This window comes from Sphingomonas soli NBRC 100801 (assembly GCF_001591025.1).
In the GTDB taxonomy this organism is placed as follows: Bacteria; Pseudomonadota; Alphaproteobacteria; order Sphingomonadales; family Sphingomonadaceae; genus Sphingomonas; species Sphingomonas soli.
Window position 1 is genome coordinate 60,960 of sequence record NZ_BCTZ01000020.1, and the last position, 19,630, is coordinate 80,589.

At 64.5% G+C, this 19,630-nt stretch carries 14 protein-coding genes; 7 read left to right on the forward strand and 7 right to left on the reverse strand.

Annotated elements, in window-relative coordinates:
- Positions 1-9: 9 nt before the first annotated feature.
- A complete protein-coding gene (locus tag SSO01S_RS15020; RefSeq protein WP_066800391.1) occupies positions 10-735 on the reverse strand; it encodes a dienelactone hydrolase family protein in 726 nt (241 codons plus the stop codon).
- Positions 736-803: 68 nt separating this feature from the next.
- Between SSO01S_RS15020 and gpmA the strand changes: the two genes are divergently transcribed.
- From gpmA to SSO01S_RS15035, 3 genes are all read left to right on the forward strand, one after another.
- Positions 804-1,490 carry a 2,3-diphosphoglycerate-dependent phosphoglycerate mutase gene (gpmA, locus tag SSO01S_RS15025; protein ID WP_066800393.1) on the forward strand — a complete coding sequence of 229 codons (687 nt, stop codon included), beginning with the start codon at positions 804-806 and terminating at the stop codon, positions 1,488-1,490.
- Positions 1,491-1,670: 180 nt separating this feature from the next.
- A complete protein-coding gene (gene purE, locus SSO01S_RS15030; RefSeq protein WP_066800395.1) occupies positions 1,671-2,153 on the forward strand; it encodes a 5-(carboxyamino)imidazole ribonucleotide mutase in 483 nt (160 codons plus the stop codon).
- Positions 2,150-3,223, forward strand: coding sequence for a 5-(carboxyamino)imidazole ribonucleotide synthase (locus SSO01S_RS15035; RefSeq protein WP_066800398.1), 1,074 nt, complete (start codon positions 2,150-2,152; stop codon positions 3,221-3,223). Before purE ends, SSO01S_RS15035 begins: the two co-directional genes overlap by 4 nt.
- Before the next feature lie 42 nt (positions 3,224-3,265).
- Here SSO01S_RS15035 and SSO01S_RS15040 read toward each other — a convergent pair whose 3' ends face one another.
- A complete protein-coding gene (locus SSO01S_RS15040; protein ID WP_066800401.1) occupies positions 3,266-3,565 on the reverse strand; it encodes a hypothetical protein in 300 nt (99 codons plus the stop codon).
- 292 nt (positions 3,566-3,857) lie between these two features.
- On the opposite strand from SSO01S_RS15040, the gene SSO01S_RS15045 reads away from it, so the two are divergent.
- A complete protein-coding gene (locus tag SSO01S_RS15045) occupies positions 3,858-5,426 on the forward strand; it encodes a M20/M25/M40 family metallo-hydrolase (protein ID WP_369404254.1) in 1,569 nt (522 codons plus the stop codon).
- Positions 5,427-5,468: 42 nt separating this feature from the next.
- Here SSO01S_RS15045 and SSO01S_RS15050 read toward each other — a convergent pair whose 3' ends face one another.
- Entirely contained in the window at positions 5,469-7,619 is a 2,151-nt protein-coding gene (locus SSO01S_RS15050; protein WP_174520799.1) for a penicillin acylase family protein, read from the reverse strand.
- Between the two features lie 261 nt (positions 7,620-7,880).
- On the opposite strand from SSO01S_RS15050, the gene SSO01S_RS15055 reads away from it, so the two are divergent.
- Entirely contained in the window at positions 7,881-9,554 is a 1,674-nt protein-coding gene (locus SSO01S_RS15055) for an eCIS core domain-containing protein (RefSeq protein ID WP_083943148.1), read from the forward strand.
- A gap of 53 nt (positions 9,555-9,607) precedes the next feature.
- On the opposite strand, the gene SSO01S_RS15060 is transcribed toward SSO01S_RS15055, so the two are convergent.
- A complete protein-coding gene (locus SSO01S_RS15060; RefSeq protein ID WP_066800410.1) occupies positions 9,608-10,672 on the reverse strand; it encodes a hypothetical protein in 1,065 nt (354 codons plus the stop codon).
- 217 nt (positions 10,673-10,889) lie between these two features.
- Here SSO01S_RS15060 and clpB point away from each other — a divergent pair, with 217 nt between their 5' ends.
- A complete protein-coding gene (gene clpB, locus SSO01S_RS15065) occupies positions 10,890-13,469 on the forward strand; it encodes an ATP-dependent chaperone ClpB (protein WP_066800412.1) in 2,580 nt (859 codons plus the stop codon).
- Positions 13,470-13,517: 48 nt separating this feature from the next.
- Positions 13,518-14,975: a tetratricopeptide repeat-containing sulfotransferase family protein gene (locus SSO01S_RS15070; protein ID WP_066800415.1), complete on the forward strand. Its 1,458-nt coding sequence runs from the start codon at positions 13,518-13,520 to the stop codon at positions 14,973-14,975.
- A gap of 185 nt (positions 14,976-15,160) precedes the next feature.
- Here SSO01S_RS15070 and SSO01S_RS15075 read toward each other — a convergent pair whose 3' ends face one another.
- The 3 genes from SSO01S_RS15075 to SSO01S_RS15085 form a co-directional block, all read right to left on the reverse strand.
- The gene (locus SSO01S_RS15075; protein ID WP_066800418.1) at positions 15,161-18,259 is read right to left on the reverse strand and encodes a TonB-dependent receptor; all 3,099 of its coding nucleotides are present in this window, start codon (positions 18,257-18,259) and stop codon (positions 15,161-15,163) included.
- A gap of 259 nt (positions 18,260-18,518) precedes the next feature.
- Complete coding sequence (locus SSO01S_RS15080) at positions 18,519-19,421, reverse strand: M23 family metallopeptidase (protein WP_245646815.1); 903 nt, start codon at positions 19,419-19,421, stop codon at positions 18,519-18,521.
- Positions 19,421-19,615, reverse strand: a complete 195-nt coding sequence (locus SSO01S_RS15085; RefSeq protein WP_066800421.1) for a DUF2093 domain-containing protein — start codon at positions 19,613-19,615, stop codon at positions 19,421-19,423. The genes SSO01S_RS15080 and SSO01S_RS15085 overlap by 1 nt, the downstream gene beginning before the upstream one ends.
- Positions 19,616-19,630 lie beyond the last annotated feature (15 nt).

Here is a 19,630-nt window from a genome sequence, read left to right on the forward strand (position 1 = left end):
ACGAACCGCTCAGCCGAACAGTTCGGCCAGGAAATTCTCCATCGCCTGCCAGCTGCGGCGGTCTGCCGCCACGTCATAGCCGAAGCCTGGACGCTGACCGACCGGCATCGCGCGATCCGTGAAGGCGTGACCGGCATTGCCATAGACATGGAGCTGCCAGTCGGCACCGGCTTCGGTGAGTTCTGCGGCCAGCGCGGTCACCGTCACGGGGTCGCCTAGCGGGTCGTCCCAGCCGTGACAGATCAGCAGCTTGGGCGCGATTGGCACATTGCTGGGATAATCGGGCCGGTCATAGACGCCGTGGAAGCTGACACCGCCGAGGATCGCGCCGCCCGAGCGGGCAAGATCGAGCACGCACTTGCCGCCGAAGCAGAAGCCGATCGCGGCCAACTTCGCGGCGTCGACCTGGGGATGCGCCGCCAGCGTGGCGAGCGCGCCGTGCAGGCGTTCGCGCATCAAGGCGCGGTCCGCGTTGAGCTGGTTCATATAGAGCGCCGGATCGGGCGATTCGCGGGTGGTGCGCTTGCCCTGCCCATAGATGTCCGCCGCAAGGGCGACATAGCCGAGCGCCGCCAGCGCCTCCGCCTTTTCGAGATCGGCTTCCTTCAACCCCAGCACGTTGGGAAAGAGCAGCACGCCGGGGCGCGGGCCGGACAGGGCGCCGTCCCAAGCGACGATGCTCTCGAAGACGCCGCCGGGGCCGTCATACACCAAAGTTTCGCGCCGAATCGCCATAGGTCATCTTCCTTGTTCCGGCCGCGCAGGGCGCTAAGGACGCATCCGACCGGTTAGAAGGAGTCCACATGCCCACTCTCGTCCTGATCCGCCACGGCCAATCCGCCTGGAACCTTGAGAACCGCTTCACCGGCTGGTGGGACGTTAACCTCACCGATCAGGGCGTCGAGGAAGCCAAGGCCGCCGGCCGGCTGCTCGCCGAAAAGGGCTTCGACTTCGACCAATGCTATACCAGCCTGCAGACCCGCGCGATCAAGACACTCAATCTGGCGCTGGAGGAAATGGGCCGGCTGTGGCTGCCCGTCACCAAGGACTGGGCGCTGAACGAGCGGCATTATGGCGGGCTGACCGGCCTCAACAAGGCCGAGACCGCGAAGATCCATGGCGACGAGCAGGTCCGCATCTGGCGCCGCGCCTTCGACATTCCGCCGCCCGCGCAGGAAGCCGGCAGCGAATTCGATCTGACCAAGGATCGCCGCTATGCCGGGATCGCCATCCCTTCGACCGAGAGCCTGAAGGATACGATCGAGCGCGTGCAGCCTTATTGGGAAAGCAAGATCGCGCCGGATCTGAAGGCTGGCAAGCGCGTGATCGTCTCCGCGCACGGCAATTCGCTGCGCGCGCTGGTCAAGCACCTCTCCGGCATCGCCGATGACGAGATCGTCAATCTGGAGATCCCGACCGGCCAGCCGATCGTCTATGAACTGGACGAAGCGCTGAACGCGACGGATCGCTATTATCTGAGCGAACGCTGAGACCTTAGCTTGTCACCCCGGCCCTGTGCCGGGGTCCACTCCTCCGCCTGGCGAGTTGCCCGAGGCGCCAGCCCATCCACCGTTACACGGTGAACCCGGAGCAAGTCGGGGGTGACGGCGTGGGTGTTGCCTCCCGGAAATCCCCTCACTAACAGGCGGTCTCCGCACCACGGGGCAGATATGACCAACCCACTTGTCGGCATCATCATGGGCAGCACCTCCGATTGGGAGACGATGCGCCATGCTGCAGAAATGCTCGATGCACTGGGCGTGGCGCATGAGACCAAGGTGGTCTCCGCGCATCGCACGCCGAAGCGGCTCTATGATTACGCGACCAGCGCTGCCGATCGCGGTCTGAAGGTGGTGATCGCCGGCGCGGGCGGGGCGGCGCATCTACCCGGCATGGCGGCGTCGATGACGCATCTGCCGGTGCTGGGCGTGCCGGTCGAATCCAAGGCGCTGAAAGGCATGGATAGCCTGCTCTCGATCGCGCAGATGCCGGGCGGCATTCCGGTGGGCACGCTGGCGATCGGCCAGCCCGGCGCGATCAACGCCGGGCTGCTCGCCGCCGCGATCCTTGCCACGGCCGACGAAGCGCTCGCCGAGCGGCTCAAGTATTGGCGCGCCGCGCAGACCGACTCCGTGGCGGACAGCCCCGAATGAGCGCGCTGCCGCCCGGATCGACCATCGGCATATTGGGCGGCGGCCAGCTTGGCCGGATGCTGGCGAGCGCGGCCGCGCAGCTCGGCTATCGCACGCATATCCTCGCCCCCGATGCGGAGAGTGTCGCTGCGCAGACCGCTTCCACCTTCACCCGCGCCGATTATCACAGCCGGATCGTACTCGACGATCTGGCCGCGCATGCCGATGTCGTCACCTACGAGTTCGAGAATATCGCGCTCGCGCCCGTGGAATATCTGAGCACCAGGGTGCCGGTGCGGCCCGGCCCCAGGAGCCTGGAGATCGCGCAGGACCGTGCGCGCGAGAAGACGTTCGTTGGCGAACTGGGCGGGCGGACGGCACCCTGGGCGCTGGTCACCACGCTCGACGAACTGCGTTCGGCAATCGCCCGGATCGGCGCCCCTGCCATCCTCAAGACGCTGCGACTCGGCTACGACGGCAAGGGGCAGGTGCGCATCCATAACGCCGCCGACGCCGAAGCGGCCTGGATAGAGATCGGCGAGCGCCCAGCGATCCTCGAAGGATTTGTGGAATTCACCCACGAATTTTCGATCATCACGGTGCGCGGGCTGGATGGCGCGCTCGCCAGCTATCCGCCGCCGTGGAACGAGCACAAGGATGGCATCCTTGCGCGCTCGACGCTGCCCGCCCCCCACGAGATCGCGGTACATTGGGCGCAGGCGGCCGCCTTGTCCGCGCGCGTTGCAGAGGCGCTCGATCATGTCGGCGTGCTGACGCTCGAATTCTTCGCGACACCGGATGGCCCCGTGTTCAACGAAATGGCCCCGCGCGTGCACAATTCGGGGCATTGGACGATCGAAGGCGCGGAATGCTCGCAATTCGAGAACCATATCCGCGCAATCTGCGGCCTGCCCCTGGGATCGACCGCGCTGACCGGAAGCCGGGTCGAGATGGTCAACCTGATCGGCAATGAAGGCGATGCCTGGGAGGGCTTCCTCGCCGAGCCGGGCACCCATCTGCACCTCTATGGCAAGGGCAACGCCCGCCCGGGCCGCAAGATGGGCCATCTGACGCGGGTGAAACGGGGTTAGCGCCTTGTCCTCCCCCGCCAAAGCGAGGGAGGAAAAGGTGAATTACGCCCGCGTGCCGGTGAGCGGGAATGCGCCGAATGCGCCCGCCGTCACGGTACCGGTCATCGTGTCGCCGTCGACGGTCACATCGCCGGTCAGCGTCATCGGCATCGGCACGGTGATGTCGATCGCGAAGGTCAGGCGGTCGCCATCGACCTTGCCGTCCTTCACTTCGCTATTGCCCATCGCGCCCGAAAAGGCGCCGGTGAAGGTGTCACCGTTCGAATTCACCGTCAGCACCGCCGCCTGATCGCCCATCGGGGTCTTCGCCACGGTGTTCCAGCTGCCGTCCACATTCGCCATTTGGTCTCTCCTTGAAATTGCTGGATCACAACTCGGCACCGCGAGCGGACCTGTCAAGCGGCGCGCCGGGTCGCGCGAGGGACAAAGCCAGCGTTCCGCAGCGTCAAGCAGATAGGATATTTTTGCGCGCTTGCGGGCGTGAAATTTTCGACTAGCGTTCGGGCTTCCTTCGACCTCCCAGTGGAGCTCCTTTCCGATGCGCTCGTTCCTGTTTCTTACCGCGGCTTCGCTTGCTCTCGCATCTCCCGCTTTCGCTCAGAACGCCGGCGAACCGGTTTTCAGCGCGGACGAAGTGCGCGCGACCGTGACCTTCCTGGCGGACGATCTGCTCGAGGGCCGCAACGCGGGAACCCGCGGCTATGATGTGGCGGCGCGCTATGTCGCGACGCGGTTTGCGGCGCTGGGGCTCAAGCCCGGCGGCACTGACGGAAGCTGGTACCAGCAGGTTCCGCTCGCCGAATTTGTGCTCGACACCAGCAAGCCCGCGACGGTTACGATCGGCACCAAGAAATTCTCCAATGGCGCCGAAGCGCTGATCTCGGCGAGCCCGCGCTACGGCACGCAGGAGCAATTGGTGAGCGGCGACGCGGTGTTCGTCGGCTACGGCTTGGAATCGGACTATGCCGGCCTGGATGTGCGCGGCAAATTCGTGGTGACGCTGATCGGCACGCCCAAGGGGATGACCCCCGATCAGGTCAAGGCAGCAGGTGGCAGCGACAAGCCCAAAATCGCGGGCGCGCACGGCGCGATCGGCGCGCTCTACCTCATCACGCCGGACAATCTGAAGGGCCAGTTCCCCTGGCCGCAGGTCATGAGCTATTTCGCCCGCCCGCAGACCAGCTGGCTGAACGCGGACGGCGCGCCTGGGGGCGACGATAACGGCCTGAAGATCGCGGCCTATGTCAACCCCACCGCCGGCGCTGCGCTGTTCGAAGGCGCACCGATGACTGCGGACCAGATCTTCGCCGCAGCCGCGCAGCCCGGGGCAATCAAGGGCTTCGCGCTCACGCAGAAGGTGACGACCGCGCGGACCAGCAAGGTGAAGAGCTACACCAGCCCCAACGTGATCGGGCTGCTGCCGGGCTCAGATCCCAAGCTGGCCGCAGAGCATGTCCTGCTTTCCGCGCATCTCGATCATGATGGCGTGGATCCCAAGCTGACCGGTGACCAGATCTATAACGGCGCGATGGACAATGCGGCGGGCGTCGCGACGATGCTCGAGGCGGCACGCGCCTTCAAGCAGAGCGGCAAGCCGCCCAAGCGCTCGATCCTGTTTGTCGCGCTCACCGCCGAGGAAGACGGCCTGCTCGGCTCCGATTATCTCGCCCGCTATCCCGTGACCGGCGCGGGCAAGGTCGTCGCCAACGTCAATCTCGACATGCCGATCCTGCTCTATGATTTCCAGGACGTCGTGGCGTTCGGCGCGGAGCATTCGACGCTGGGCCCGATCGTGGAAGCCGCTGGCGCGAAGATGGGCGTGACGCTGTCGCCCGATCCGATGCCGCAGGAAAACCTGTTCGTCCGCTCGGACCATTACAGCTTCGTCAAGCAGGGCGTGCCTTCGGTCTTCCTCGTCACCGGCTTCAAGAATGGCGGCGAGAAGATCTTCAAGGATTTCCTCGCGACCAATTACCACAAGGTCTCCGATCAGGTGACGCTGCCCTTCAACTGGGACGCAGGCGCCAAGTTTGCGCGGATGAACTATCTGATCGCGCGCGAAATCGCCGACGGCAAGGCAGCGCCGCTTTGGTATGAGGGCAACACCTATGGCGACCGCTACGCCAAGGACGCCCCAAAGGCGAAGCGCCCCGCCACCGGAATCGGAGCACCCGCGGCTGAAGCCCCAAAGCCCGCCAACTGAGCCTTTCCGCCCCTCCCGCTCAACGGGAGGGGCCTGATTTGCCTAAGGCCGGTAGCTCCGCCCGGCATTCGCCTTGAGCTCTTTCGGATCGAACCACACCGGCTTGAGCTTGTGCTGGACGAAGAGCTGCGCCTGGTCGGTATAGTGCGGCGAATCCGGGCGCGTGCTGGCTGATCCGAAGGGCTGGATCGATTCGGATCGGACCTTGCCCGCTTTGTCCCAGGTGATGAACATCACAAAGCTGTCGCCATGCTTGATCGCGAGGCGTCCGTCCGGAAGCTCGTCATAGCTGGTCGAAGCGCGCAGCGCGTCCGGGCCGCCGTCCAGCGGCAGATCCACCTTGCCCTGCTTGAGCCGGATGAAGTCGCCAAGCGGCACGTCTAGCCGGCCGAAATGCTTCTGGAGGTAGCCCGCCGCCTCCGCGAGCACGGCGCGGGGATCGGGCTTGGGCTTGCGCTCATAATGCCAGCGATTGGGCACGCGCATGATCGAGAAGGCCAGCGAATCCGCTGGGCCCTTCCCATCCCAGTTATAGTCCCAGTGCGACAGCAATTCCCGCGCCTCGGCCAGCAATTTGTCGCCCTTGGGGTCCACAGCCGCCAGTTCCTTGAACCAAGCGTAGAGGAAGCTGTACTGGCTCACGCCACTGTCGAATTTGATGCGGTACATATCCTCGGCGGAGAGCGACCCGTCGGCCCCCAGCAGCTCCAGCGATCGCGTGCCTCGGTTGGTGGTATCGGTCTCGATGCCGAGCAGGGGCGACCAGTCTTCGGGCTTCATCTCCGATCCGGCACCCGCCGCCTGGAAAGGCGAATTATTGGCGTTGATCAGGAAACCCGACGCCGGATTGATGTTCCGCGGAACCATCTCCCACGGCACCGTGCCCGGCTGGTAGTTCGCCGATGTGTCGCCCGCCAGCACCTGGCGATAATCGAAGCCCGGTTTCCGGTTGGGGAAGCTGGCATTGTAGAAATAGGCGATATTGCCGGCCGCATCGCCATAGATGAAATTGGTGCCGGGGATCGCGTGCTGCGCGAGCGCCCGTTGCCATTGCTCGAAATTCTGTGCCCGGTTCAGCCGGTAATATTCCTCGACCATGCCGAGCTGATCCTTGCCGCCATAATTGATGGCGAACGCGCCTTCCTTGTTGATCAGCACCGGCCCCTGCACGGCGCGGTACACGGTCCTCGGCACTGGCAGCACGAAGGGGCCCCAGAGCTTCACCGGCAGCCAGACGCGCTTCGCCTCCAGCTTTCTCCACTGCCCGTCATAGCGATACTGGTCGCCCGCCGGGTTGCGCACGAGCTTGTAGATATCCACCATGTCCGGCCGGTTGACCGTGTTGGTCCACCCCAGATGCTCGTTATGCCCGAGCAGAGGATAGGGCGCGCCGGGGAAGGTCGCGCCCGCGAAGTTCCAGCCCTGCTGCGAATGGACGACCAGTTCGTACCATGCCGCCGCACCGCGCCATCCCTGATGCGAATTGGAGATCAGCCGGGTAAAGCCGTCCGCCGATCGCTTGGGCGCCACCGCGAAGGCGTTCGAGCCGTTCGCCTCCGCATTCGGCCCCAGCGGGGTGACGTTGGGCGCGTCGGGAGCATCGGGCTTGTCGAAGCCCTTCTCGATCGGCAGCGGCTTGTCCCCCGACAGCGCCCCCAGCACCCCCTCCAGCCCGAAGAAGAAGGGCGAGCGAACGACGAAGCCTACCGCGACATCCTGGCCGTTGACCGGAAACAGCTTCGACAGCTTCACCTCTTCCGGATGGCGCTCTGCATAGCGATTGAGGCCGGTGGCATAAGCATCAAGCAGAGCGCGGACGTCCGCCGGCTGCTTCATGTAATCGCGGTCCACCGTCGCGCGCGCGCCGAGCAGATGGACGACGAAATCGGTCTTCGCCCCATCCTGCCCGTTGATCGCGCCCAGCCGGCCGCGCGTCATCGCGATCACTTCCTGGAGCGTCGAGAAATCGTCCTCGGCATGGGCATAAGCGATGCCATAGGAGACATCGGCATCGGTCTTGCCAAAGATGTGCGGCACCCCGAATTTATCGCGGGTGATCGTCGCGTCATATATATGGGCGGGCGGCGGCGCGGCGCGCGCGGCGAACAAAGGCTCCCAGGTGCCGAGCCCGATCGCGGCCACCAGCAAGACCAGCGCCAGCCCGATTCCACCACGCATCAGCCATCGCCGCATCCACGCCCTCCCTCTCCGCTTTTCGCCGACATAGCGCGGCTCAGGGATCGAGTCGCCCAGGATTTGGTGACAAAACGGCACGCCAGCGAGCCGATATGGGAAAATCAACGATCAGAATATTTCAAACACTGCAAAAGCTCGCGGACATCATCTTACCAAACATGTGAACCAATATGGCGTATTTCGGACACACCTTGATTGATACTTGAGACAATCGTAACAAATTCATCGAATGCGTTGATCGCGGATCACGGAGATTCCATGCCGGAACATGCGCAAATCGATCATGCTCCGCGCGCACAGCGCGCGTCCGATCCCGTCGCAGCTTCGAATTTCCTGCATGAGAGCCCCCGCGTCCGGCAGCTTGCCGATTCCGGGCGGATGCTCAACACGGCCCCCGCGGTCGCCGCGCAACGCATGCTCGCCGGGCAGATTTCGCAGCGATCGGCGGTCAACCCCACGCGGCTGCCCGACGCGCTCAAATCCGGGATCGAGAGTCTGTCGGGCCTGGCGATGGACGATGTGCGGGTGCATCGCAATTCAAGCCGCCCGGCGCAGCTTCACGCGCAAGCGTTCGCGCAAGGGGCCGATATCCATCTCGCGCCGGGACAGGATCGCCATCTGGCCCATGAGGCATGGCATGTCGTGCAGCAAAAGCAGGGGCGGGTCCCCGCCACGGCGCAGCTTGCCAGATCGGGCGCGAGTGCAAGCACGGGCAAGGTGGTCCAGTTCGCCGGGCATGTCAGGTTTGCCAACCTCTCGACCGATGCGAGGTATCAGCAGAAGGGGCAGGCGATCATCGATGCCCTGCTCGCGACGCCCAGCATCGTCGCCTATCTCGGCACCCGCGACGCGCTGATAACCCTCGAATATGAACCGCAGCTCGCATCGGTCATCGAGATTGGCGATCAGGTCCAGATCAAGCTTTCGCCCTGGTTCTTCGAGCAGGAAAGCCGGGGCCGCATCGTCGGCATGCTCGCGCACGAATTCGGCGTGCATCCGCTAGCCAGAGCCGCGATGACCGGGCCCGAACTGACAGCGGAGGACACCGCCGTCGGTGCCAACACCGCCTATCCGACCGGCCTGCACGGCCTCAGCATCAATGCGGGCGAGGCCGGACAGCGCGACCATGTCTTCGCTGCGGTCAGTACCGAGCCCCGCTTCGGTCATTACCGCCAGACGGTCCTCGATCTGGCGAAGGCGCTGCACGCACAGGAGCAGGCGGGCCAGAACGGAGTGACGGCGGCACATGTCACCGATCTGATCATGACCTATCTTTCCGATCTGGCGATGATTCTGGCGACCAACGATCATCGCGGGCGCATTCTCCTCAATTCGGATCGGACCGCCGACATCTTCAATCTGGAACTGACCCGCTGGCAGAACGCGCTGAACCTGGGCGACCCGGTTCAAGCCGCGCTTCATGGACTCGCCCCGGGAATCAAGACCGGTGCCGATGTGCGGGGCGAAGTGAAGAGCCTGATGGGCAGCTTCTTGCTGGCACCGTTCCGCAAGAGCACGTCGGACGCCAACTATGCGACCGCCGCTGGCGGTGCGGCGCTGGCCGGCGGGACCCGCATTCAGAACGATGTGATTGCCGACCACGGGCTGGCACCGGTGGGTCCCGACTCCACCCTGTTCGAAGCGATCGACAACGCGGGCGGATTCGGCGATTCGCGAACCATCGTGCGAACTGGCCTTGCCGCCATGGCCGATCCGACCCTCAGCGAACGGTTGATACGGAGGCAGCTTGGTGCTGCAGCCTATAATTCCCAGGTTGACTGGAAAACGCTCAACCTGGTCGGGTGGCAGCTCAATCGGACCATTCGGGTCCTCCAGCCCGACGGCAAGATGACGCAGGTCGACTATGCAGGCCCCACCATCTCGCTAGCCTGGGTGAAGCAACCGACGCCGCATTATAAAATGCTGGTGTAGGATCGGCCGCCGTGGGCAGGACGCGAACGGACAAGGCAAGCGAAAAGGCGGCCTCAAACCTGCTTCTTGCGTACCGACCAGACGAACGAATCGTACCAGAAATGGAGCAGGGAGCAGGCGATGAAGGGCGCGACGAAGAGCGTCGGCTTGCCCGAAACCGCCGCTGCATAGGCTAGCCCAAACAGCGCGCAGCCGAGAGCGAAGAGCAAGGCTGCGCGCAGCGTGGTGCCCTTACCCCGCATCCGGTCGCCTTCCTTGACCCAGACGAGCGCAAAATATTGGACGGCGTGATAGAGGTTGATCGCGGCCAGCGCGACGAGCGGCGGCGAGAAGCCCCAGGCCAGGACCGAGACCGCACCCGTCACCATGATCGTAGCCAGCTTGTGCGCGGGAAGCGTGTAGCCCGCCCGCATCGCCCGGGCATAATCGATCACCGCCCAGCCGATCACCCCGGCATAAGCGAGGGTCGCAGCGAGACGCACACCTTCATGGCTGTTTGCGAGCACGCCAGGCACGCTGGTAAGCGCGCCCAGCATCGTCCCCTCGAACTGCCGGAAATAGACGGTATGGACCGCGAGCGCCGCGCCTGCCCCGAGCGGCCCGACATAGAGCGTCCAGTTGAGCCGCAAATCGGTGGTCCGGAGCACGTTCGGCGCGTTCCCGGCCTTCATGTCGTAGATGCGGGTGAAGCCGAAATTCTGCATCGCCGAATGGTGAACGTCCCAGAACACCGCGACCACGGCCGCCGCGACCAGCACGGTGTGCGACAGGAAGAGCGCTGCGAGCAGCAATATGGGGACGATGGTGAGGCGCAGCCGATAGGCGGCGAACACCTCCGGGTTCATGTAAGCGCGCGGCACGACCGCGATCAGATGCGCCCAGGTCAGGATCGATACGCAGCCGAACAGCGCGATCACTGCCTGGCTGGAGATCGCGGCAGGGGCAAAACTGTCCCATCCCCGCAGCCAGAGCTGGACGAAAAGGAAAGCGGCGAGCGGCGCTCCCCAAAACAGCAGCGCATCGCGCTTTGGCCCCAGGATTGCGCGCGATGGATCGCCGAGCGAACCCGATATCGGCGCGGCAGGCGCGGCGAGCTGGCTGGAAAACTGCGTGGCCACACATTCCCCCGGATGGCGTGTTGGGGAAAGTTCTAAACAGGTAGCGTTAACGGGAGGCTACTGGGAGGGAGACAATCCGCTTACTCCCGAGAACGCCATACATCTCTAGCCTATGCGGGATGACGGTCCTCGAAGATCGCTATACATTCGATCGGGCACCCCCTTGTGTTGCCTAAATGCAACACCATCTCTCGGGCACAGGCTAACAGGGATAGACATGAACCTCGAGAAATTTACTGACCGCGCCAAGGGCTTTCTCCAGTCGGCGCAGACCGTCGCGATCCGCATGAGCCATCAGCGGATTGGATCCGAACATCTGCTGAAAGCACTCCTCGAAGACGAGCAGGGCATGGCCTCCGGGCTGATCGCGGCCGCCGGGGGCGATGCGAAGCGCGCGCTTTCCGAGATCGACGCCGCGCTGGCCAAGGTGCCCGCCGTCTCCGGCAGCGGCGCCCAGCAGACGCCCGGCCTCGATAACGATGCCGTGCGCGTGCTCGACCAGGCCGAGCAGGTCGCGCAAAAGGCGGGCGACAGCTTCGTCACCGTCGAGCGCTTGCTTCTCGCGCTCACGCTGGCGGCGACCACCCCGGCGGGCAAGGCGCTCGCCGCGGCCGGCGTCACCCCGAACAATCTCAACGCCGCGATCGAAAAGCTGCGCAATGGCCGCACCGCCGACACGGCCGGCGCGGAGGATCGCTATGACGCGCTCAAGAAGTTCGCGCGCGATCTCACCGCCGATGCACGCGCGGGCAAGCTCGATCCGGTGATCGGCCGAGACGAGGAAATCCGCCGCACCATCCAGATCCTCGCCCGCCGCACCAAGAACAATCCGGTGCTGATCGGCGAACCCGGCGTCGGCAAAACCGCGATCGCCGAGGGGCTGGCGCTGCGCATCGTCAACGGCGACGTGCCCGATACGCTCAAGGATCGCACGCTGATGGCGCTCGACATGGGCAGCCTGATCGCGGGCGCGAAATATCGCGGCGAGTTCGAGGAGCGGCTCAAGGGCGTGCTCGACGAGGTCAAGGCCGGCGAAGGCGACATCATCCTCTTCATCGACGAGATGCACACGCTGATCGGCGCGGGTAAATCCGAAGGTGCGATGGACGCCGGGAATCTGCTGAAGCCCGCGCTTGCCCGCGGCGAGCTGCACTGCATCGGCGCTACCACGCTCGATGAATATCGCAAATATGTCGAGAAGGACCCCGCGCTCCAGCGGCGGTTCCAGCCGGTGTTCGTCGGCGAGCCGACCGTGGAAGACACGATCTCGATCCTGCGCGGCATCAAGGACAAGTACGAGCTGCACCACGGCGTGCGCATCACCGACGCCGCGATCGTCGCGGCGGCGACGCTGTCCAACCGCTACATCACCGATCGCTCCCTGCCCGACAAGGCGATCGACCTGATGGACGAGGCGGCCAGCCGCATCCGCATGGAAGTGGAATCCAAGCCCGAGGAAATCGAGAATCTCGACCGCCGCATCATCCAGCTCAAGATCGAGCGCGAGGCGCTGAAGAAGGAGAGCGATGCCGCGTCGAAGGACCGTCTCGCCAATCTCGAGTCCGAACTCGCCAATCTCGAGCAGCAGTCGAGCGAGCTGACCGGCCGCTGGCAGGCGGAGAAAGACAAGATCGGCGCCGAGGCCAAGCTGAAGGAGCAGCTCGATGCCGCGCGCGTCGAGCTGGAGCAGGCGCAGCGCTCGGGCGATCTCGGCAAGATGGCCGAGCTCAATTATGGCACCATCCCCGCGCTCACCCGCCAGCTGGAGGAGGCACAGACCACCACCCAGGGCGCGATGTTGCGCGAGGAAGTGACCGCCGAGGATATCGGCAATGTCGTCAGCCGCTGGACCGGCATCCCGATGGAACGGATGATGGAAGGCGAGCGCGAGAAATTGCTCCATATGGAGGAGGCGCTCGGCAAGCGCGTGATCGGCCAGTCCGATGCGGTGAAGGCCGTGGCCACCGCCGTGCGCCGCAGCCGCGCCGGGCTTCAGGATCCGAACCGGCCCCTGGGCTCGTTCCTGTTCCTGGGGCCAACCGGCGTCGGCAAGACCGAGCTGACCAAGGCGCTCGCCGAATTCCTGTTCGATGACGCATCCGCGATGGTCCGCATCGACATGAGCGAGTTCATGGAGAAGCATTCGGTCGCCCGGCTGATCGGCGCCCCTCCCGGCTATGTCGGTTATGAGGAAGGCGGCGTTCTAACCGAAGCGGTTCGCCGTCGCCCCTATCAGGTGATTCTGTTCGACGAGGTCGAGAAGGCGCATGGCGATGTCTTCAACATCCTGCTCCAAGTGCTCGATGACGGTCGCCTGACCGATGGGCAAGGCCGCACGGTCGATTTCGCCAACACGATCATCATCCTGACCTCGAATCTCGGCAGCCAGTATCTCGCCAATCTGGGCGAGGGCGAGAGCACCGAGAGCGTCGAGCCGCAGGTGATGGAGATCGTCCGCGCGCATTTCCGCCCGGAATTCCTCAACCGGCTGGACGAGATCATTCTGTTCCACCGGCTGGCGGCGGATCACATGGCGCCGATCGTCGACATCCAGGTCGCGCGGCTGGGCAAGCTGCTTGCGGATCGCAAGATCCGCGTCGAGCTTTCCGATGCGGCCCGGGCGTGGCTCGGGCGGGTCGGCTATGACCCGGTCTATGGCGCACGGCCTTTGAAGCGCGCGGTCCAGCGCTATTTGCAGGACCCGCTGGCAGACAAGATCCTGCGCGGCGAGGTCCGCGACGGATCGCTGGTGACGGTCGACGAAGGTGACGGCGCGCTCAAGCTCGACGTCGCCTGAAGCAGCAGCCGTTTTGCCAAAACGTGCGGCGGCGGTAGAGGGGAAGGCATGGCGACTTCCCCAAAACCCCTCACCCTCCAGGCGATCGATGCACTTCAGGCGGGCGAGCGGAGACAGGGCGCCCGCCTGCTCGAGACCGAGCTTCGCACCGGGCCCGGCTCGGGCGAGCGGTGGCGCAGCGTGGCGAAGCTCGCGGCACATATCGGCGAGATCGAGATGTCGCTCGCCGCGTCGCAGCGCGTGGCGCGGACGGCGCCGCTCAGTCCGGAGCGCTTGCTGTATTACTGGGGCGAGCTCGCCAGCTATGGCCGCACCCAGATAGCGCTGGACGAGATCGCCCGGCTGCCGGCGGGCGCGCGCAATCATCCCGGCATCCTCCACTTTCTAGGCACGATCGCGGGGCAGCGCGGCGATTTTGCCGGCGCTGAGGATTGCTATCGCCGCGTGCTGGCCACCTCGCCGATGCAGCCCCAGACCTGGTTCGCGCTGGCGATGATCAAGCGCTTCTCGGCGGGCGATCCTGATATTTCCGCGATGGAAAAGCATCGCGCGGCATTCCGTCGGGCCGAACCCGACCTCGCCGCACGCTTCCTCTACGGGCTCGCCAAGGCATATTACGACACCGGCGATCATGATCGCGCCTTCGCTCTTTATGCCGAGGGCGCCGATCTGCGCCGGGGCATCGAGCAGTTCGATCGCGCGGCGCTCAGCGCGCAGGTCGATCAGATCATCGCGACCTTCACCCCCGAGGCACTGGCGAAGCTCACCCCATCTGGCGCGCGGAAGTCGCGAGCGATCTTCGTCAACGGACTGCCGCGCTCGGGTACGACGTTGGTCGAGCAGATCCTTGTCAGCCATTCGCGCGTGACCGAGGGTGGTGAGGTCAATGCGCTGCATCCCGCGCTGATCCCGACGGGCGACTATACGCTGGAGGGCGCACGCCGCTACGATCAGCGGGCGACGAGCGGCGATCCCTGGGGCGAAGTGGCCGAGGATTATCACCGTACCCTGGGCATGTGGTTCGGCGGCGACGGGTTGATCGTGGACAAGACGCTAACCCAGGCGCGGCTGATGGGGCTGCTGCTGCATGCGCTGCCCACCGCGCCGGTCATATGGATGCGGCGCAATCCGGAAGACACGGCGCTTTCCGCCTATCGCAGCTACTTTACCGCCAGCGTGCCGTGGAGCTGGTCCTTCACCGATATCGGGCATTATTACCGCGAAGAGGATCGCCTGTTCGCGCATTGGACGCAGCATTTCGGCGACCGGATTCTCACCGTGTATTATGAGGATCTGGTGCGGGCCCCGAGCGAATGGATCCCCCGCATTCTGGAACGCTGCGGTCTGGCCGACGAGCCGCAGGTTCATCAGCCGCACACCGTCAAGCGCGACGTGCGCACGGCGAGCGTGCAACAAGTCCGCGCGCCGATCTCCGCGGACCGGATTGGCAGCGCCGAGGCCATCAAGCCGTATATGGACGCCTTCCGCGCAGCCTATTTCGACTAGGAACGTTTTCGGCGGGCTGGCCTTGCCCGCCGACTACACTCCCCCAACGGCACGATCTCGCGACGGTGCGTATGTGCGCGCGTCGAATGCGTGTGCGCTCCGGCGTCTGAGACCCGGCGCGGGGGCACAAAAAAAGAGGCGGGCCGAAGCCCGCCTCTCCCTTGGTTCGATACGCTCTGATCAGATCAGAAAGCGATATCCAGACCCAGACGAACGTAGCGCGGCGCCTGATAGGACGTCGGCAGGTTGTAGTTCGGGTTCTTAACGTTGATGTCCAGTTCGCCAATCTCGTTGCGGCCCTGGACCGACTGCGAGTTGAGCAGGTTGAACACGTCTGCACGCAGCGTGACAGTCTGGTCACCGAACTCGACATTGTAGCGAGCCGACAGATCGATCGACGAGAACCAATCGGTCTTGCTGGCCGTGCCGCGCGGCGAGAGCTTGCCACCGCAATAGTGCGATGCTGCGCCATAGGCGTTGCCGAAGTCCGAATATGCCGGCCCCGACGGGTCGAAATAGTTCGGGTTCGGGTTGAAGCCGAAGCAGCTCATCGGACGCTCCGATTCGACGCGAATGTTCGTGCCGACGGTGAAGGCGTCAGTGACGGCCAGAGCACCCTGCAGCTTGAAGCGATGCGTACGATCGTTCGGTAGGCGGCCATAGGCACCCTGCGTGAAGCCCGGCTGGTCGAAGTCCTGCGTGATGCCCGAATCCGACTGCTCGAAGTCCGACTGCACGAAGCCTTCGGAGTTACCCTTGCTCTTCGACCAAGTGTAGCTGCCGTTCAGGCTCCACTTGCCGTCCCACTTGCGGTTGAACGTGAATTCCACCGCGTCATAGGTACGGGTCGCCTTCGGATACTTGAGATCCGCAGCCGAGATGGTGACCGTGCGCCCATCCTTGCCGGCAAGGGCGAAGGTCGCCGACGAACCCGGGTTCAGAAGGACGTACTGGTGGAAACCAGTCCAGGTGTTGGCGCAACCAGCAATACCGTTGGCGGAGCAATAAGCCAGAACCGCAGCGTCAACCGCCACGTCTTCTGCGCTGACGTCCATGTTGCGATGGGTGTAGTTCAGACCCAGCGTGACATCACCGAACTCATGCTCGTAACCAACGATCCACTCGGTCTCGCGGGTCGCCTTGAGCGTCGTCGAGAGGCTCTCAGCGGTCGACTTCACGGTACCGTCGCCGGTCACGTTGCAGTTGTTGCCGCTCGAGAACGGGGTCAGACCCTGCGGGATCATCGTAGGGCACTTCGCGGCGTAAGCAGCGAGGGTGGTGACCTGCGTGAGACCGGTCGGAAGACCGTTCGCGCCGAAGCCGGTGTAGTTGAAGCGCTCACGGACGTAGATTTCCGGGCTCGCCTGACGGAACGCCGTGTTGCTGGCGACCGGCAGGAAGTAGCGGCCGAACGAACCGTAGACACGGCCGGTCTCGCCTTCCCAGAGATCATAGCTGGCCGCAATGCGCGGAGCATAGTTCTCAGGCAGATCGATGTAGGTCGAGCCGCCCGGCTTATCGAGCTTGAAATCGTCGCGGCGCAGACCCAGGTTGACCGTCAGACGATCACCGAGCTTCCACTCGTCCTGAATGTAGAACGCCTTGTTCTGCGCCTTAAATGCGCCACCCGAGTTGAAGTAGTTGACTTCAACCACGTTGCCAGCGCGCAGGATGAGTGCTGCACCAGCACCGCCCAGGTTCGCGTTGAACGCTTCCGGACGCAGCCAGCCTGCAGCCACCAGAGCCGCACCGCCGGTACGGACCGACACGTGCTCGAGCGTGTTGTTCTCAACGTCGAAACCAGCACGGATGTGGTGGTCGCCGAACGCGTTGAAGAACAGATCGACGTCGCCGCGATAGAACTTACGCTCGGTGTTGTACGGGAAACCGCGCGAGCTTGCCGTCTGGCCGGTGTAGAGACCGCCCTGGGGCTGACCGTTGACTGCAGCACCCGAGGCATTCTGGAAGAAGTAGCCCGACGAACCTGCATCGACGCCAAGAACTTCGAAGTTGTCACGGACCCGGCCATAGGCACCCGAAACCGTCAGCCAGTCGGCGAAGGTGCCGGTGTACTGACCCACGAAGTTGAAGCCGCCGGCCTTGTTCTTCACCTGGCTCTTCGAAGCGCCGAGCGACGCAACGCCACCGGCTTCGAGATAGGAGAAGTTGGTCTGCAGCTCGGTCTGGCGCGTATCGAACGCGGTGAACTCGAGGTGATGGCCGTCGATCGGATAGGCATCGACCTTGAACGCATAGAACGGATCGTTCTGGACGCGCTCGGTGCCGGTGCCGGTCGTGCGGCTGTTACGCAGCGTTTCGGAACGGCGGAACTCGGCGAGACCGTAGACGAACAGGCGGTCGCGGATGATCGGGCCGCCGGCTTCGACGATTGCCGAATACGACTTGGTGCGATCGAACGCGCGGTTCGTGACGTTGGTGCAGACGCCAGCGGCGGTGCAGTTCTGCAGGTTCTTCGAGTTCGAACGGAAAGCGTCCGGCTCGTAGTTCAGGTGGATCGCCGCGGTGAAATCGTTGCTGCCCGACTTCGACACAGCGTTGATGATGCCGCCGGTGGCGCGACCGAACTCGGCCGAGTAGCCGCCCGACTTGATGTCGACGGAACGATAGAACTCGAACGGCACGCGAGCCGAACCGAGATAGTTATCGAAGTTCGTCGTGTTCAGACCGTTGATGTAATAGGCGTTCTCAGCGACCGACGAACCGCCGATCGAAGCGAGGTTGCCGAAGCCGTCATCGCCCAGCGAGGTGCCGGGAGCGAGCAGGACGACCGAGGTGAGGTCGCGGTTGATCGGGTTCGTCTTGACGAACTGATCGAGGTCGACGGTCAGGCCGGTGGTCGAGCCGCCGGTCTTCGAAGCAGCGGCAGCGCCGGTGACGACGATTTCCTCGGCGCCGAGGGCGATATCGAGCGAGGACGTCTGCGACGCGGTAACCGTGACGCCTTCAGCGCGGTAGCCGGGAACGCCATCGGCCGAGACGGCGACGTCGTACGCACCGGGAGCCAGACCAGCGAAGCGGAAAGCGCCGCTCGACGAGGTGGTGGCGGTGCGGGTGAAGCCCCGGCTCTTCGACGTGATGGTCACGGTGGCGCCGGCAACGGCCTCACCGGTTTCGTTCGTCACGGTACCGGACATGGCGCCCGACACATAGTCCTGCGCAGCGGCCGGAGCTGCGAACGCGACAGCGCCGACGCTGGCGCCGATCAGCGCCAGAGCCTGCATCGCCGTACCTGCGCGCAGCTTCAAGATGTGATTGCTCTTCATAAGTTCCCTCGCTTTTCCGAGGCGCATGGACTGCGCCTCGGGTGTCTCCCCGCTTCACGGGACGCACGCCGGGCGCACGTCGGGCAAAGCTTGGTTACGCTCGATGAAGATGGAGTGCGGCGCTGTAAAGCCTGCGTTCAGATTGCTGCGCCCGCTTTTGGGGCACCTGTATCTAAAATGACACAATACTGCGCATTTTGTTGCGCAAACGCCGCTCAAGATGTTCGTTTATGTTGCAGCGCGAGAGCAAGATGTAGCGCTATTCTGCGACCGGCATGGGTCCCGCAAGCAAAAGCGGGTCGATGCGGGAATCGCGCCACTTCAGACTCCAGTGAAGGTGCGGACCGGTCGCCCGCCCTGTCATGCCCACGGCTCCGATCGGTTGCCCGCGCCTTACATGTTCCCCTACGCGCACGTTGATCTTGGACAGGTGCATGAAGGCGCTATTGAGCCCCGCGCCATGATCCACCATCAGCAGATTGCCCTCCAACGTGAAGGGCTTGGCGGCGGCCAGGACAACGACGCCGTCTGCTGGTGCCAGCACGACGGTACCGGTGGGCCGCGCGATATCTATTCCCGAATGATAGGAACCCGGCTCGCCCGCATAAATGCGCTGCGACCCGAACAAGGTGGAGATGCGCCCGACGACCGGCCACAGCATCGCCTGGCGCCATCCGGTCGAATCGCTCTGCATCCGGCGCGCCGCATTGATCTGGGCCAATTCGCCCGGGCGGACCCGCTCGAATTCGGGGCGCGGTACCGGATATTTGGGGAGCGTGTTGAGCCGCGAAATATCCCAGGCGCGGGGCGCGATGGTGAGCTGCTTTCGCACCTGCTGGCCATTGCCCAGCGTCGCCACCAGCGTAGCCGACGGCCCGGCGTCGCGATCGAAAGCGATCAGGAAGCGGCGGTCCAGAGCGATCGGCACTGAAGCGCCGTCCAGCGTGAGCAGCGTAGCCCCCTTCGGCGCGACGCCGATCACTGCGCCGCCCTGGATCATCTGGCCTTCAAAGGCGAAGCGCGATGCCGGATCGGCTTGCGGCGCCTGAGGCAGTGCGCCCGTAGCATAAGCATCCGCCGCACCGGCCCTGGGAAGATCGACGCAGGTTCCGAGCAGCACCCATAGAGCGGCAGCGGCGGGCAGGCGTGCGGCGAGACTCATCAGGGGTGCATCACGCGCGCAGCGATCTCAGCCCCCGCATAGGGCTCCTGCCGCGCCACGCTCCAATAGCGCAGCGCCTCGATCTGGATCCGCTCGCCGGTTCCGGCGCAGACGACATGGTCGCCGGGCACCAGCACGCGAAAGCCGTTCGCCATATAATGAAGCCGCGCAGGGCGGCTGTTCGCCATCAGCATTCCACTCTCCCGACC